The sequence below is a fragment of the Shewanella sp. 553 genome (assembly GCF_059338375.1).
Map to the genome: position 1 here is coordinate 15971 of NZ_CM181701.1, position 15380 is coordinate 31350.

Annotated in this window: 15 protein-coding genes and 1 pseudogene; 7 read left to right on the top strand and 9 right to left on the bottom strand. The window is 45.1% G+C overall.

Annotated elements, in window-relative coordinates:
* Positions 1-179: 179 nt before the first annotated feature.
* The 5 genes and pseudogenes from AC5YBZ_RS00060 to fadB all read right to left on the bottom strand — a co-directional run bounded on the left by AC5YBZ_RS00060 (position 180) and on the right by fadB (position 5303).
* Positions 180-636, bottom strand: a pseudogene (locus tag AC5YBZ_RS00060) (MOSC domain-containing protein).
* An 86-nt stretch (positions 637-722) separates the two neighbouring features.
* Complete coding sequence (tusA, locus tag AC5YBZ_RS00065) at positions 723-968, bottom strand: sulfurtransferase TusA (RefSeq protein ID WP_110458777.1); 246 nt, start codon at positions 966-968, stop codon at positions 723-725.
* Positions 969-1111: 143 nt separating this feature from the next.
* Positions 1112-1594 (bottom strand): Cys-tRNA(Pro) deacylase, encoded by a 483-nt coding sequence (gene ybaK / locus AC5YBZ_RS00070; RefSeq protein ID WP_494520422.1) that lies wholly within the window; start codon positions 1592-1594, stop codon positions 1112-1114.
* Between the two features lie 373 nt (positions 1595-1967).
* Positions 1968-3131: an acetyl-CoA C-acyltransferase FadA gene (fadA, locus tag AC5YBZ_RS00075; RefSeq protein WP_494520421.1), complete on the bottom strand. Its 1164-nt coding sequence runs from the start codon at positions 3129-3131 to the stop codon at positions 1968-1970.
* A gap of 21 nt (positions 3132-3152) precedes the next feature.
* On the bottom strand, positions 3153-5303 hold the full coding sequence (fadB, locus tag AC5YBZ_RS00080) for a fatty acid oxidation complex subunit alpha FadB (RefSeq protein ID WP_494520420.1): 2151 nt from the start codon (positions 5301-5303) through the stop codon (positions 3153-3155).
* A 282-nt stretch (positions 5304-5585) separates the two neighbouring features.
* On the opposite strand from fadB, the gene pepQ reads away from it, so the two are divergent.
* From pepQ to hemG (AC5YBZ_RS00100), 4 genes are all read left to right on the top strand, one after another.
* Positions 5586-6908, top strand: a complete 1323-nt coding sequence (gene pepQ, locus AC5YBZ_RS00085; protein ID WP_494524201.1) for a Xaa-Pro dipeptidase — start codon at positions 5586-5588, stop codon at positions 6906-6908.
* A 13-nt stretch (positions 6909-6921) separates the two neighbouring features.
* Positions 6922-7536: a YigZ family protein gene (locus tag AC5YBZ_RS00090; protein WP_494520419.1), complete on the top strand. Its 615-nt coding sequence runs from the start codon at positions 6922-6924 to the stop codon at positions 7534-7536.
* A 198-nt stretch (positions 7537-7734) separates the two neighbouring features.
* Complete coding sequence (locus AC5YBZ_RS00095; protein ID WP_494520418.1) at positions 7735-9192, top strand: TrkH family potassium uptake protein; 1458 nt, start codon at positions 7735-7737, stop codon at positions 9190-9192.
* Positions 9192-9719: a menaquinone-dependent protoporphyrinogen IX dehydrogenase gene (gene hemG / locus AC5YBZ_RS00100; protein ID WP_494520417.1), complete on the top strand. Its 528-nt coding sequence runs from the start codon at positions 9192-9194 to the stop codon at positions 9717-9719. The genes AC5YBZ_RS00095 and hemG (AC5YBZ_RS00100) overlap by 1 nt, the downstream gene beginning before the upstream one ends.
* 24 nt (positions 9720-9743) lie before the next feature.
* Here the strand turns inward: hemG (AC5YBZ_RS00100) and AC5YBZ_RS00105 are convergent, their stop codons facing one another.
* Positions 9744-10049, bottom strand: coding sequence for an ArsR/SmtB family transcription factor (locus AC5YBZ_RS00105; protein WP_028763438.1), 306 nt, complete (start codon positions 10047-10049; stop codon positions 9744-9746).
* A gap of 264 nt (positions 10050-10313) precedes the next feature.
* Between AC5YBZ_RS00105 and hemG (AC5YBZ_RS00110) the strand changes: the two genes are divergently transcribed.
* Together hemG (AC5YBZ_RS00110) and AC5YBZ_RS00115 are read left to right on the top strand one after the other, a co-directional pair.
* Complete coding sequence (gene hemG / locus AC5YBZ_RS00110) at positions 10314-10847, top strand: menaquinone-dependent protoporphyrinogen IX dehydrogenase (RefSeq protein ID WP_494520416.1); 534 nt, start codon at positions 10314-10316, stop codon at positions 10845-10847.
* A 175-nt stretch (positions 10848-11022) separates the two neighbouring features.
* Positions 11023-11553 (top strand): thioesterase family protein, encoded by a 531-nt coding sequence (locus tag AC5YBZ_RS00115; RefSeq protein ID WP_494520415.1) that lies wholly within the window; start codon positions 11023-11025, stop codon positions 11551-11553.
* Between the two features lie 28 nt (positions 11554-11581).
* Here AC5YBZ_RS00115 and AC5YBZ_RS00120 read toward each other — a convergent pair whose 3' ends face one another.
* Both AC5YBZ_RS00120 and AC5YBZ_RS00125 read right to left on the bottom strand, forming a co-directional pair.
* Positions 11582-12229 carry a glutathione S-transferase family protein gene (locus tag AC5YBZ_RS00120; protein ID WP_494520414.1) on the bottom strand — a complete coding sequence of 216 codons (648 nt, stop codon included), beginning with the start codon at positions 12227-12229 and terminating at the stop codon, positions 11582-11584.
* A 40-nt stretch (positions 12230-12269) separates the two neighbouring features.
* Positions 12270-13193, bottom strand: a complete 924-nt coding sequence (locus tag AC5YBZ_RS00125) for a LysR family transcriptional regulator (RefSeq protein ID WP_494520413.1) — start codon at positions 13191-13193, stop codon at positions 12270-12272.
* Between the two features lie 228 nt (positions 13194-13421).
* Between AC5YBZ_RS00125 and AC5YBZ_RS00130 the strand changes: the two genes are divergently transcribed.
* Positions 13422-14102, top strand: coding sequence for a DNA-3-methyladenine glycosylase I (locus AC5YBZ_RS00130; protein ID WP_494520412.1), 681 nt, complete (start codon positions 13422-13424; stop codon positions 14100-14102).
* Positions 14103-14225: 123 nt separating this feature from the next.
* Here the strand turns inward: AC5YBZ_RS00130 and AC5YBZ_RS00135 are convergent, their stop codons facing one another.
* A complete protein-coding gene (locus AC5YBZ_RS00135; protein ID WP_494520411.1) occupies positions 14226-14984 on the bottom strand; it encodes a TorF family putative porin in 759 nt (252 codons plus the stop codon).
* Positions 14985-15380: the final 396 nt, after the last annotated feature.

The following is a 15380-nucleotide window of genomic DNA, read 5'->3' on the forward strand; positions in this document are numbered from 1 at the left end:
ATGCAGTTATATTAAATACAGTCTTATAAATAATAGTTATCGCATAAATTGGTTAACAGTAACACCCAATTTATGTGACAGAAAATGAATGGTATTTGAGATGGCGAAATAGAGTCTAGAGTGAATGTAAGCCACTTGCGTCAGTGGCTAGTTCTGAGGTAATAAAGGTGTGGCGTCGATTAAAGTAATTGCAGCTGTTCACTAAAATGCACTTTATTACCAATATCTATGGTAGCGTCATTGAGCACTTTGCAGGTGACGCCACCACGCCAATCTGGAGTTAATGCTTTCTCTAAGCCTGGGAAGGCTGCTTGCATCTTTCTGCAGGGATCGGTTTCACCTGTAACGAGAAGCTGTAGATCTCCAACATGCATAATTTTACCGACATCTTGCGGCCCAAAGCTGACACCTTCGACCAGTAAATTGGTTCTGCGGGTTGTCCATGGTAGTTGAGCGTTAAGTGATTTGCAGAGTCTGCTCCCATTGTTCGAATGAGAGCACTGTGACTTGTCTGTTGCCTGGTTTACCAAAAATATCTTGGGCAACGCCGCTGCTCGTAGTGACCAATGCGGTTGAGGTTTCTAACATTGGGCCGCGCTTGACCACTTTATAGCTAATGCCTTGTAAAATTGCCATTTATCCGTCCTTTTGATGACTATCACTCAGTGTAAACTGTGCTCGACTCAGCTGGCAAGTGTTACTAAAGGGCAAACTCTTATGGGCTATAAGCCTTTTTTTATCAGATATTGGTATGGTACGGCTTCGGTGTTACTGGCTATTAAGGTATGGTCCATAAATTCACAAAAGCTGGGGATATCCCGGGTGGTTGCCGGATCATCTGCAATGACCAATAAGGTCTCGCCATCATTCATATTTCGGACTGACTTTCTAACCATCATGACTGGTTCTGGGCAGCGAAGTCCCATGGCATCGAGTTGGTGTTGGGCGTCTGAAAATGGATTACTCATATATTCAACCTTAGAAGATGAAAAAAATCACTTTAAACAGAAGCAGCTAATATTACGCTAGCGGCATGACTAAGCCAAGATGTGGGCACGGTTTTGTGAACTCAAGAGGGGTTGTTTCACGTGAAACAACTTGTTTATATGGTTTACTCGAGTGGGTCACTATCGGTTAACCAAGCATATTTACCGTTCGTCGCGCGAATAAGATCTTGTGGTGTGATGCCAATATCTAAGCCGCGACGCCCACCACTGACATAACAGCGTTCGAGTTTTTCTGCACTTTGATGAATAAAAGTGACGAGACGTTTTTTTTGACCGATAGGGCTGACCCCTCCCAATATATATCCTGTGGCTCGCTGCACTACATCGGCAGGCGCCATGGCTGCTTTTTTGGCTGCAGAGGCTTTAGCCAAACGCTTCATATTGAGCTTTTCATTGACAGGGATGATGGCGACCACCAATTGACCTGAGTCCAGTTGGGCGACTAAGGTTTTAAAGACCTGTTCCACCGGAAGGTTAAGTTTTTCTGCAGCCTCTAAACCAAACGCTTTGGCGTTGCTCTCATGTTGATATTCGTGAAGGCTGTAGCTGATGTTGGCTTTATCTAAGGCTTTGGTTGCTGGTGTCATTGCTCTTTCTTTATAGGCGTCGGTGCATGACCGAAAGTGTCAACGCATGATAAGGAATTTTAGCTATCGTTTGCCAACCTTGACTGTGATAAAGGCCGACATTTTTACTTTCTATCTGTAGGTATAGATGATTAATATTGAGTTGTTTAGCCTGTCCGACAATGCATTGAGAACCTTGGGTTACTCGTCTTTGTTTTCGATATGCAGTATCGACAAAAATACCCTAACCAATGGTTGAATATCGATAATGTTCATCAGCTATTGTTCTCATCACGGTGAACTTTTCTCAAGCCTGTTTCACGTGAAACAGCCAAAAAAAATCGAGTAAGCTATTAGCTACTCGATTTTTTATAACGGTGATGGGTAGTTGGCGTTAAACGCGTTCAAATACCGTTGCGATACCTTGACCCAAACCAATACACATTGTGGCTAAGCCTAAGTTAGCATCCTTACTTTCCATGAGATTGATTAAGGTGGTAGAGATACGTGTACCTGAACAGCCTAATGGGTGACCCAGTGCAATCGCACCACCGTTAAGGTTAATCTTTTCGTCGACCACATCCATCAATCCAAGATCTTTAACACAAGGTAGTGATTGTGCTGCGAAGGCTTCGTTAAGCTCAATCACATCAAGGTCATTAATGGTGAGACCTGCACGGGCAAGTGCTTTTTGTGTGGCAGGAACGGGGCCGTAACCCATGATTGCTGCATCACAGCCGGCAACAGCCATAGAGCGAATGCGGGCGCGGATTGGTAGACCAAGCGCTTTCGCTTTCTCTTCTTCCATCACCAGCATAGCCGAGGCACCGTCAGACAATGCCGAAGAAGTCCCTGCCGTTACTGTGCCGTTAGCTGGGTCAAATACAGGGCGAAGACCTGCAAGTGATTCTAGTGTGGTTTCAGGACGAATGACTTCATCGTGGTATACCTTTACAAGAGCACCGCTGGCATCGTGACCCTCAATTGCATGGATTTCGTTAGCAAAGCGTCCTTCAACGGTGGCCGCATAGGCGCGTTGATGAGAGCGTACGGCAAACTCATCTTGCTGCTGGCGGGTGATGCCGTGCATCTTACCTAGCATCTCGGCGGTTAGCCCCATCATGCCCGAGGCTTTAGCCACGTTGTTGGCAAGGCCTGGGTGGAAATCGACACCGTGATTCATCGGCACGTGACCCATGTGTTCAACGCCACCGACAATAAAGGTATCACCCATGCCCGTCATGATGGCGCGAGCAGCTTGATGCATGGCTTCCATTGATGAACCACAAAGACGGTTGATGGTGACAGCGCCCGCTTGCTTAGGAATACCAGCCAGTAGGGCGGCATTACGCGCGATGTTGAAGCCTTGCTCTAAGGTTTGCTGTACACAGCCCCAAATCACATCTTCAATGGTATTAGGGTCAAGTTGTGGGTTACGAACCAGTAACGCTTTCATTAGTTCGGCCGACAAGGTCTCTGCACGAACGTTTCTAAATACTCCAGCTTTAGAGCGGCCCATAGGAGTACGGATGCAATCTACAATAACTGCTTGTTTCATTATTCTATTCCTTCCGGCTGATTAGGCTTGGTAGTAGCTACCGTTGTTGGCAGCAAGTTCACGCATCTTGTCTGTTACTTGGTACAGACCGCCTAGGTGAGCATATTTGTCGGCTAATGCAACAAAATTAGCTACGCTCATGGTGTCGATGTAACGGAACACACCCCCTCTAAATGGAGGGAAACCAAGACCGTAAACCAGCCCCATATCAGCTTCAGCTGGGGTGGCAATGATGCCTTCTTCGAGGCAGCGTACTGTTTCGATAATCATTGGGATCATAGTGCGAGCAATGATTTCCTCTTTGGTGAACTCTTTGAGTTCACCAAAGGTATTACCTAGGAGTTCATAACTTACAGGATCGATATCTTTCTTTGGCTTACCACGGCGATCGACAGAGTACTGATAGAAACCTTTGGCATTTTTTTGTCCAAAACGCTGCGCTTCAAACATTACATCAATCGCATCTTTACCGGTTTTGCCCATTCTGTCGGGGAAACCTTCAGCCATCACTGCTTGTGCGTGGTGGCCGGTATCTAGACCTACTACGTCGAGCAGATAAGCAGGGCCCATTGGCCAACCAAACTGCTTTTCCATTACCTTGTCGATAGCCGCAAAATCGGCGCCATCGGCAAGTAGGCCACTAAAGCCGGCAAAATAAGGAAATAGCACGCGGTTCACGAAGAAGCCTGGGCAGTCGTTAACAACAATAGGGGTTTTCCCCATTTTGGCAGCATAAGCCACAACGGATGCAATCGTCTCTTCTGAACTATTTTCACCACGGATAACTTCAACCAAAGGCATCTTGTGTACTGGGTTAAAGAAATGCATACCGCAGAAACGCTCAGGTTTCTTAAGGCTCTTAGCCAATAGATTGATTGAGATGGTTGATGTGTTGGAGGCGATAATAGCATCTTCACTGACATGCTCTTCGACTTCAGCCAATACCGTGGCTTTCACTTTTGGATGCTCAACAACGGCTTCAACAACAACATCGGCTTGTTTTACCGCACTGTAATCGAGTGTGGCAGTGATGTTATTCAGTACTGCAGCCATCTTCTCTGGAGTCGAGCGTCCACGTTTGATTTGCGCTGTCAGTAGTTTAGATGCTTCGCCTAAACCAAGTTCAAGTGCTGGCTGAGCGATATCTTTCATGACGATTGGCGTGCCTTTGCTGGCACTTTGATAGGCAATACCACCGCCCATGATGCCTGCGCCCAACACTGCGGCACTGTTTACGGGTTTAGCTTGCTTAGAAGCTTTCTTTGCCTTTCCTTTAACGAGTTGATCATTAAGGAATATACCGATAAGTGCTTGAGCAACTTCGGTTTTAGCCAGTTTAAGAAATGCCTGATGTTCGATTTGTAGCGCTTCAGCTCGCTTAGCGCCTGCGGCTTGCTCTATTATATCAACCGCAGTCATTGGGGCTGGGTAATGTTTGCCTGCAACCTGAAAGACCATGCCTTTAGCTGTGGCAAATGACATCATTGCTTCAAGCTTAGGTAGCGTGAGTGGAGATAATTTACGGTTACGACGTGATTGCCAATCAATCTTCTCGGCAATGGCATGGTTAAGCATTTGAATCGCTGCGGTTTCTAGCGCTTCTGGTGCAACAACAGCATCGATAGCGCCGACTTTTAATGCCGCTTCTGGGCGTTGATCTTTACCTGTGGTGATCCACTCAAGCGCGTTGTCTGCGCCAATGACGCGAGGTAGACGTACCGTGCCGCCAAAACCAGGAATAATACCCAGTTTAGTTTCGGGCAGACCAATGCGAGCCGTGGTATCAGCCACGCGCATATCGGTTGCTAAAATGGTTTCACAGCCACCGCCTAATGCAAAGCCTTTGATTGCTGAGATGGTTGGGAAGGGCAAATCTTCAAGCTTATTAAAGATCTTGTTAGCTTCTTCTAACCAATTGAGCAGTACGGCATCATCTTGTGCGAACAGACCTAAAAATTCGGTGATATCTGCGCCGACAATAAATGCATCCTTTCCAGACGCCAGCATTAAGCCTTTAAGGTTTGGCTGTTGCTTAATGGCATCTAATGCGGCATCGAGAGACGTTAAGGTTTCTCTGTCAAATTTGTTCACTGAGCCTGCGGCGTTAAAACAGAGCCGAGCGATATTGTCTTCAAGTTGTTCAACCTGAATCGTAGGACTTTGGTAGATCATTGCTTGCTTCCTTATTGCTTTAAAGAGCACTACCTACTATTGATTTTGTATGACGTAGGTAAAATCTCTATCTTACAGCAGGCCATCATTTGACCAGTTGCTGCTCAGTGTGCGTCTAAATCGAGAAAATTTCAACACCCAATTTAAACGGTTGTTTAATTTTCTTCGGTTAGGCTGAATTTTGTGCTTTATGTTAGACTGACGTCAATATTGTCGCCGCCACTGACGCCTAGGTGTTAAGCATCTAGACGTGTGCCATAAAATAATAATAGGAACATAGACATGGAAAATTTAGCTACCCTTTACCCTGACCATATCCTTGAGTTAAATCATCGCGTTGCTGAGATTATAGAGAGGGAAAAACTGTCTGGATTGGTGATCCATTCAGGTCAGCCTCATCGTCAGTTTTTAGACGATATGGATTACCCGTTTAAGGTTAATCCACATTTTAAGGCGTGGTTACCCGTTATCGATAATCCCCATTGCTGGTTATTGGTTAATGGTAAGGATAAACCACAGCTGATTTTTTATCGTCCAGTGGATTTTTGGCATAAAGTGGCTGACCTTCCTGATGCATTTTGGACCAGTGAAATTGAAGTTAAGCTACTCACCAAAGCCGACAAAATAGCCGATTTTTTGCCTAATGATATTGGTAACTGGGCCTATATTGGCGAACATTTGGAGGTTGCCGAAGTATTAGGGTTTACATCGCGTAATCCCGATGCCGTAATGAGTTATTTGCACTATCATCGTGCAACGAAAACACAATATGAACTAGCCTGCATGCGCAAAGCCAATGAAATTGCAGTGAAAGGGCATGAGGCTGCTAAGAGTGCGTTTTACGGTGGCGGCAGCGAGTTTCAAATCCAACAAGCTTACCTCAATGCGGTTGATCAGAGTGAAAATGAGATGCCCTATGGCAATATTGTGGCACTTAACCAAAATGCTGCGATATTACATTACACCGCACTAGAGCATCAGGTGCCTGCTCAGCGTTTATCTTTTTTGATTGATGCCGGTGCTAACTTTCATGGTTATGCCGCCGACATTACTCGCACCTACGCCTTTGAAAAAAATCGCTTTGGCGAGCTGATCGTGGCGATGGAACAACTGCAGCTAGCGATTATCGACATGATGCGACCCGGGGTAAAATATGTTGATCTACACATAGAAACTCACCATAAATTGGCGCAAATTCTACTGGATTTCAATTTAGCTACTGGTGATAAGCAGGGCTTGGTAGAGCAGGGGATCACCAGTGTGTTTTTCCCTCACGGCTTAGGCCACATGCTTGGATTGCAGGTACATGATATGGGAGGCTTCTTGCATGATGAGCGTGGTACTCATATTCCTGCGCCAGAGGCACACCCATTTTTACGCTGCACGCGCACATTAGCAGCCAATCAAGTGCTAACCATTGAGCCTGGGTTGTACATCATTGATACCTTACTCGACACCTTAAAGCAGGATACTCGTCAGCAACAGATTAATTGGGATAAGGTGGCTATGTTACGTCCATTTGGTGGCATCCGTATTGAAGATAATGTGATTGTTCACCATGATCATACTGAAAATATGACCCGTAATTTAGGTCTTCACGGTTAAGGGTTAATAATAGTTGAGTGAAAGTTATCTTATTCCGGCTCAGCGCCTAGTGATAGAACAGGAGATAAAACACAGTCGTTTTATCTCCGTACTGTTTCATTGCTCATCTGAACAAACTCTGAAGTGTGTGCTTACTAACGTCAAGGCTGAGTATCCTGGAGCTAATCATTATTGTTATGCTTTTATCGCCGCTGACCCCAGTAATACAGTAACGATGGGCTCAAGTGATGATGGTGAGCCTGCAGGGAGTGCTGGACGGCCGATGTTAGCCACGTTACAAGGGGCCAATGTTGGTGAGATTGGTGCCATAGTGGTGCGCTACTTTGGTGGTACTAAGCTCGGCGTCGGTGGATTGGTGAGAGCCTATAGTGCGGGCATTAAGCAAGGGCTCACGCAGCTGGAGACCGAACTTAAATTAATCCGTTATCCCGGTCAGTTAGTGTGTGAGTATCATCAGCTTAAGGATGTGGAGCACTTTTTAGAGCGTGGTGAAGGGCTGATCACCGACAAAATATTTTCAGATAAGGTACAGCTACATTTTGAGATACCCAAAGGGCGTCAGCAAATATTTGCGCAAGAGTTAGCCACCATCAGTCAAGGCCAATTGAAAGTGCAGTTTACCGAGTAACTGTCATTATTCTGGGTAATATAAATATGGTCAAATTAGCTCTGCGCTAAAGCTTTAAAGATAAAAGCGCTTGGTTTTTGATCATTGCCTTGGTTGGGTTACGTATTAGGGTTATAAATTTTATACAACAGCATGTTAAATATGTGCGAAAATGGCCGATTGTGCATGATGCCGCTAAAGGACTAATAGAAAGCCCAGATGCAATATAGAACAATCATAAGAATTACCGGGCTGTTGATGGGCCTGTTTTCTTTATCGCTACTTCCCCCAGCGCTCGTCGCCGTGATCTACAAGGATGGTGGCGGCGCGGCGTTTATTCAGGCTTTTTTTCTGAGTTTATTGCTCGGCTTCGTGCTTTGGTACCCCAATCGTCACCACAAGAAAGACCTGCGAACCCGCGAAGGTTTTTTGTTGGTCGTGTTATTTTGGGGCGTGCTGGGATCGATTGGTGCAGTGCCCTTTATTTTCTCTAGTCAACCAGACTTATCTCTTGCAGACAGCTTCTTTGAGTCTTTTTCAGGTTTAACCACCACTGGGGCTACAGTTTTGGTGGGGTTAGATGATCTGCCCAAGGCGATCTTGTTTTACCGCCATCTATTGCAATGGTTGGGCGGCATGGGGATCATTGTGCTAGCGGTTGCCATCTTACCCGTACTGGGTGTTGGGGGGATGCAGCTCTATCGCGCTGAAATTCCTGGCCCCGTTAAAGACAGTAAGATGACCCCAAGAATCGCCGAATCGGCAAAAGCATTGTGGTATATCTACCTAGCATTGACCATTGCGTGTGCATTTGCTTATTGGCTTGCCGGCATGGATCTATTTGATGCGATATGTCATTCATTCTCGACCATTGCGATTGGCGGTTTTTCTACCCATGATGCCAGTATGGGCTACTTCGATAGTACGGCAATTAACATGGTGTGTGTGGTGTTTTTATTGATTGCTGCACTAAATTTTAGTCTGCATTTTGCGGCATTTACCCGTCGTGGCATTAATCTAAAAGTCTATTTTCGCGACGCCGAATTTAAAGCTTTATTGGTTGTTCAGCTCACCCTCACCTTGATCTGTTTTGCGACTCTCTATCATTCAGGGATCTATGATAGTCCCGAAGAAACCTTCGATTTTGCCCTGTTTCAAGCGGTATCCATTTCCACCACTGCAGGTTTTGGCACCGAAAGCTTTCACATGTGGCCGCTATTTTTGCCAATGCTACTGATTTTTTCTAGCTTTATCGGAGGCTGTGGGGGCTCTACCGCCGGCGGTATCAAAGTGATGCGAGTCATCTTACTCTTGCTGCAAGGATCGCGCGAACTTAAGCGTTTGGTGCACCCTCGTGGCATGTTCTCGATTCGAATTAATGGCAAGGCGTTACCTGATCGGGTGATCGATGCGGTATGGGGGTTCTTTTCTGCCTATGCGCTGGTTTTTGTCGTTTGTATGTTGATACTGATGGCGTTGGGGCTGGATAATATTACCGCCTTTAGTGCTACCGCGGCTTGCTTAAATAACTTAGGTCCAGGACTAGGTGAGGTGGCGAGTAATTATGCCAGTATCGGCGATGGTGCCAAGTGGGTGCTCGTGGTCGCGATGCTATTTGGTCGTTTAGAAGTGTTTACTTTATTGGTGTTATTTACACCTACTTTTTGGAAGAATTGATGAGCCGTACATTAATTATTTATTCGACAGTGGATGGGCAAACCAAGGCGATTTGTGACCAAATCCAAGAGATCTGTCAGGCTGAAACGCAAATGGTAACCGTGGTTTCATTGGAAGAAGCGCAGGCAGTTAATCTGTCTTATTTTGATAAGGTGCTGATTGGTGCCAGCATTCGTTATGGCAAGCATAGACCCGAACTGCTGCAATATGTTAACCGTCATCGCGCCGTGTTAAATAGCAAGAAAAACGCTTTTTTCACCGTTAATGTGGTGGCCAGAAAACCGGAAAAAAACACCCCAGAAACTAACCCTTATATGAAAAAGTTTTTACAGCTGTCGTTATGGCAGCCGCAGCAACTAGGTGTTTTTGCCGGTAAGATTGACTACCCTAAATATCGTTTTTTTGACAAGTTTATGATTCGATTCATCATGTGGATCACCAAAGGACCAACTGATACGACTGGCACCTTCGAATTTACTAATTGGGACAAGGTAAAAGCCTTTGGTAAAGCTTTTAGTGAGCGATAACGCAGCGAGTAGCGCTACTCAGCCTTAGGCACAGTAGCGTTTATAAAGAATCGAAATAACCTCGGTAACCTGCTCGTTTTTCAGGGTGTAATAGACAATCTGTGAACTCTTGCGCGTCGCGACCAGATCTTCGGCGCGCAGCACGGCCAGATGCTGAGATAACGCCGACTGACTCAGTGGCACAGTTTCATTAAGCTGAGTGACGCTGAGTTCATTATCAAGTAACTGACATAAGATCATCAGGCGGTAGGGATTGGCAATCGCCTTGAGCCACTTGGCAGCACTTTGAGCATTGGTGACCATGGTATCTACATCGATATCTTTTTGCATAGGTTAGTCTCTTACACTCTACTTGATTAGATGACTCTAATTGAACGGCCAGCTTAAGGCAATGATACTTAGTCTATAGCTCGAACTCAATTTGTGAGTCTACAAGCTTAATCAGTATTTTAATTGAGATATTGTACCGCGATTTTTTTAATGATTAGGTGGCATATTTCACAAAACCCTTAACTAATTTGTGATCCATTGATATGTTTTCAAAGCATTAAGCTGTAACAATGTAATTTAACTGGTTTTGATTATGGGTGCGATATGGCTTCAGTGTTACTTATTTACTATTCTCGTGGCGGGCATACAGCCAAAATTACCCAAGCAATAGCAACACATATTCGCCAGCAAGGGCATCAATGCGATGTGGTGCAGATAGGCCATGTCGAGACGATTGACTGGGATAAGTATGATTGCGTTGCTTTAGGCGCCTGCGTGCTTTACGGCAGTTATGATAAATCGGTATTTGCCTTTGCGACTCAATATCAGCAGCAGCTAGCCTCAAGACCCAATAGCTTTTTTAGTGTTAACGTTGTCGCGCGTAATCCCGAGAAACGTGTGCCTGAAAACAATAAATACCTGCAAAAATTCATTGAGTTGTCACCTTGGAAACCTAAAGATGTCAAAGTGATTGCAGGCAAGGTTGATTACCCCTCTTGGCGTTGGTATGACAGATTGATGATCCAACTGATCATGAAGATCACTCATGGGCCAACCGACCCTAAAGCCGTTATCGATTACACGGATTGGGACGATGTGAAAGTATATGGTGAGCACCTTATTAACCTTACCAGATAGCGTTAGATTACCGTGAGTTTAAAAGAGCCATCATGGCTCTTTTTTTGTGCTTATTAGACTAAGAAACACTGTACTTGCCCGTGTCATTACGACTGAAGTGCAGGCCGATATCTTGCTTGTTATCAGGTATGACCTCTGCTAGCCTTTCGGCTTCATTTTAAAGGACGCTAATGTAATGAATCTGTATTTTCGCTTGATTTGGTTGATGTTATGGCGTGTTCGCCATTGTCGTAGTATTGATTTTCTCGGTACCAGTACGATTGATTATCGTGCGTTACCTTTGGATTGTGATATCAACTTTCATCTTACCAATTCACGTTACCCCGCCTTTATGGATCTGGCCAGAACCTACATGTTGGCAGAAATGGGGTTGTTGAAACGCTTTCTTAAGCTCAAATGGATGCCCATCGTCAATGCGGCGGAATTTACTTATATTCGCGATATTAAGCCGCTGAGAAAATTTGAAGTGCAAAGTAAGGTGGTCGGCTGGGATGACAAATACTTTTATATTGAGCAGCGATTTGTGAGCGAAAATATCCTGCGTTGTATCGTCCATGTGCGCGGCGTCTTTGTGTGCGATCGCAAGCAGATACCCATTGCTACTATGGTAAAAGAAGCGGGTTTTGAAGGCCCCGCGCCAGAGCTGCCTCCTGAGGTGGTAAAGTGGAAAGCATTCTTGCAGCTGAAAAAAGAACGTAATCTATAACGTATCTCAAATCGATGAGCTGGTAGCATTAGGGAATAGGGCGAAAGCCTCCCTGCGCACTTGTCTTCGCCAGCTCAATCTCTTGTTGAACCTGCATCCATGAGCCGCGATTTTCAGCTTGGTGCAGATAGCGATTAAGTTGATCAAATTGGTACAGCTTAAAGCGCTTTCTGACGTCGATGATGGATGGGATTAGCGCACAATCTGCCATGGTAAACGCATCACCACATAACCAGTGATAATGACCCAATTGTTCATTTAAGCTACTCAGGCTGGCCACAATGTCATTTTCAAGTTGTTTGATTTTCAATGGGGTTTGTTCGGCGCGCATTTGCATTTTTTCAATCATATATAGCTTGTTGCTTATATCGTTATCAATAATACGATCGCACAGCCTGACCTGTAATGCATGTTCAAAGTCTGCAGGAATAAGCTGGGTACCTGTGGCGAATTGATGATCAATATACTCGATAATAATGCTGGATTCGGGCAGTAATTTGCCCGAAGGTGTTTTGAGTAGGGGTAACTTACCTAAAGGGTATTGTTGTTTAAAAGCATTACGTGAGTAAGGATCCTTGACGTCGATAACTCTAGGATAGAAGTTGGCCTGTTTTTCATAAAACGCCACCAGTACTTTTTGTGAGTACCTTGAAAGTGGATGATAAAACAGTTCCATCTTAACTTATTGCCATGCGCCGCCAATTGATACCCTAACTTTAGTCTGCTTTTTGCTTTACGGTCGAGTTTTTCACATTAAACCTGCGCTGTAAAAACGTTAGTATTAACCTTACTCTTGGCGGCAGAGTACGGTGATAGCCATGCACGGCGTAAATGGTATTGTGCTGTAGCTGATAGTCGGGCAGCAGCGGTATTAATGCCCCCTGATGTGTTGTGCTATTGAGCAAATAATCGGGAAGGACAGCCAGTCCCAACCCCGCTTTAGCGAGTGTTAATGTTGCCTGCAAGGTATTACAGCTTATGGTAGGGCTCAGCTGCAATAAAAATACGCAGCCATCGCGGTGATGAAACTGATAGCTACGAGGCCGGCTATGCGTCCCCTGCATTAACCACTGATGGTGGGGTAAACTGTCGGGATGTAATGGCTTGCCATAACGACTGATATAGCTGGGGCTGGCCACTAATGAATACTGTTCTTTAGCCAGCTCGACTGTCATCCAGAGGCGCTTGTCTGGCTGGCCAACTTGAATCGCGACATCAATATGCTGTTCTGGCCAGTCGCGGCTGTTATCTGTAAATAGCAGTGACAGGTTGAGCAAAGGGTAATGCTGATGGAAGTCTGCCAGTATCGGCGCCAATAAGTGCTCACCTAAGGCAACTGGTGCTGCAATAGTAAGCTTACCTTGCAGTTGTTTATCTTCTGGGAGTAGTAACGCATCAGCTTGTTTTGCCAGTAACAGTACTTCGGCACAGTAGGAATAAAACTGCTGTCCTGCCTGAGTGAGCAATTGCGTGCGAGTGGTGCGCTTTAGCAGTGTCTGCTGGCAACGGCTCTCAAGCCGTTTAAGGTGTTGGCTCACCATAGAGCGGCTGATCCCAAGTTGTGTTGCCGCCGCTGTGAGCGAACCCTGCTCAACGACATTGGCAAATACCAACATGCGATAGAGTTGTGAGGCATCCATACAGTCTAATTTCCATTTATTGTTTAATCTTAATAATAAAATTAGCCTATAAAATATTTATTGGTTACTTAGATAGCCTAATTAGTCAGGGTGCTAACCCGATAACAAGGGGGATTGTCATTGTAAATGATCGCTTTGTGCTTCTGAGGGGTATTGAGTGGTTAATCGACGGGCAATGGCTATTAGTTGTCCTATTGGTAAAACGACCAAGATTAGAGAGACGTTATTTTGGAATCTTTTGAGAAAATTTACGAGCGGGCCTGCCAACGTAAAGGGGGGAAGGCTGCATTAAAACGCTTGATGCCTGTGGTGGAGTCTGACGATTCAATTAAGCGTTACAGCGACGGCCAGCTACTGTCTGAACTCTGTAAAAAGGTGTTCCAGTGTGGTTTTGTGTGGCGCATTGTCGATAATAAATGGCCAGCTTACGAGCAGGCATTTTTTGATTTTGAGCCGCATAAGGTATTAATGCTTTCACCTGAGCAGCTGCAGCAAAGAGCCAGTGATGAGAACCTTATCAGGCACCTAAAGAAAACCATGGCCATTTATGACAACGCATTAATGGTGCACGAGATTAAACTCGAGTATGGCAGTTTTGCCCAGTTTATCGCCGACTGGCCAAGTGATGATATTACAGGTCTATGGAGCGAACTCAAGCGTCGCGGTAATCGTCTTGGCGGCAATACCGGAGCCTACTTTTTACGCGCGATAGGCAAAGATACCTTGCTATTATCTGATGATATTAAAGGTTATTTTCAGGCGCACAAGTTAATCGACTTCGGGTTTAGCACCAAGAGTGGCTTAGCGCAGGTGCAGAGGGTATTTAACACTTGGCAGCAAGAGTCCGGTTTGCCGCTGGCTGAAATTAGTCGCATTGTGGCTTGTAGTGTGGGTGATAACCGAATCTGATGACAAAAAGGGTGGCAAGTGAATCGCTAGCTTCAATGCAAAAAAAGCCAGCCTATTTTTGGCTGGCAAAAAGTGCAGAGATAAAACTATTAGAGATAAACTATGGCGCTAATTTAATGACGGTTAAAAGTGCTTACTGATCCCGACAACAACCCGGTCATCAAATATTTCTGTTTGTGTGCCATAGACTTTATGGTCTTCATCTACTGTGCTGCCGTGATAACGCAAATCGAAGTCTAAGCCGGCAAAGGCCTTAGTGACACCAAGGTTCCAGTGACTCCAACCTTCAGCTCCTTCGCCATCAAGATCTTGATAGCCGAGACTGCCAGAAACCTTAAGGCCATTATCGAATGTATAGCTAGGGTGAAGTGCGTAGTTGACGCCTTGCCAGCCATCTACACCGAACCAATCATCTACCGTAGGAGTGACTTCGAGTTGCACATTGGTGCGGCCGAACTGTTTACCCACTTTCAACCATAACTCGGTGTAGTTCGAGTATGATGCGCCTGGATAGAGGTAGGAAAATAGCATGACATCATAGGTGATACCGCTATCGCCAAATTCGCCAAATTTACCCAGATAGGGGGCGGTGACAATTTCTAAATTAGGATCGGCAAATTTGATATTGGAAGCGAAGACTCCGGCATACCAGCCGCCATCGTTACCCCAGCCTAATGTACCTTGTACCACAGGTACATCACCGTCCATGGTTTCGGATTCACCACGAAATACATAGTCAGATGCGAAAGTAAGCTTAGTCGTGAGTTTGCCACCAAATAATTCATTATCTTCTTGTGCTTGTGCAACGGATACTGCTGATAGTAGTAAGCTGCCAATGAGGGCTGAGTATTTTAGCTTTGTAACGGTATTCATGATCATCATCTCGCTAACGGTAAGTTTTGTTGTGATGACTATAAAGTGAACTTATGAATGACTATTATGCTGAGAATGAACTAACGACCAAAAAATATGAACAATTGTGAACGGTTGTGTTCGCTTAATGCTAAATTTACTGTTGTTAGCGTGGTTGATACTGAGTTGTGTCACATTCTCACTACATAGATTGTGTTTTTCTGGGGGTAAACGTCCTTTTTTAACCAGTTGTTAACAACACTCGATGCTTGCCTATAAAAATTTGCATTAACTTACAAAATGAGCAGGTTATTGTTCTTGTTGACATACGCTAGGTGTGAGATAAATGGTCTCAATATAAATAATGCTTCCAAAAGATTGCCCTGTAGCATGTTGTGCTGCCAAAGGGCATTTTTTGTTGTGGCC

Coding starts and splice junctions, on each gene's coding strand:
- AC5YBZ_RS00125 (WP_494520413.1), bottom strand. CDS start 13,193: ATGGATGCCTCACAACTCTATCGCATGTTGGTATTTGCCAATGTCGTT.
- fadB (WP_494520420.1), bottom strand. CDS start 5,303: ATGATCTACCAAAGTCCTACGATTCAGGTTGAACAACTTGAAGACAAT.
- hemG (WP_494520417.1), top strand. CDS start 9,192: ATGAGCCGTACATTAATTATTTATTCGACAGTGGATGGGCAAACCAAG.
- AC5YBZ_RS00115 (WP_494520415.1), top strand. CDS start 11,023: ATGAATCTGTATTTTCGCTTGATTTGGTTGATGTTATGGCGTGTTCGC.
- AC5YBZ_RS00095 (WP_494520418.1), top strand. CDS start 7,735: ATGCAATATAGAACAATCATAAGAATTACCGGGCTGTTGATGGGCCTG.
- AC5YBZ_RS00105 (WP_028763438.1), bottom strand. CDS start 10,049: ATGCAAAAAGATATCGATGTAGATACCATGGTCACCAATGCTCAAAGT.
- pepQ (WP_494524201.1), top strand. CDS start 5,586: ATGGAAAATTTAGCTACCCTTTACCCTGACCATATCCTTGAGTTAAAT.
- hemG (WP_494520416.1), top strand. CDS start 10,314: ATGGCTTCAGTGTTACTTATTTACTATTCTCGTGGCGGGCATACAGCC.
- fadA (WP_494520421.1), bottom strand. CDS start 3,131: ATGAAACAAGCAGTTATTGTAGATTGCATCCGTACTCCTATGGGCCGC.
- ybaK (WP_494520422.1), bottom strand. CDS start 1,594: ATGACACCAGCAACCAAAGCCTTAGATAAAGCCAACATCAGCTACAGC.
- AC5YBZ_RS00135 (WP_494520411.1), bottom strand. CDS start 14,984: ATGATGATCATGAATACCGTTACAAAGCTAAAATACTCAGCCCTCATT.
- AC5YBZ_RS00120 (WP_494520414.1), bottom strand. CDS start 12,229: ATGGAACTGTTTTATCATCCACTTTCAAGGTACTCACAAAAAGTACTG.
- tusA (WP_110458777.1), bottom strand. CDS start 968: ATGAGTAATCCATTTTCAGACGCCCAACACCAACTCGATGCCATGGGA.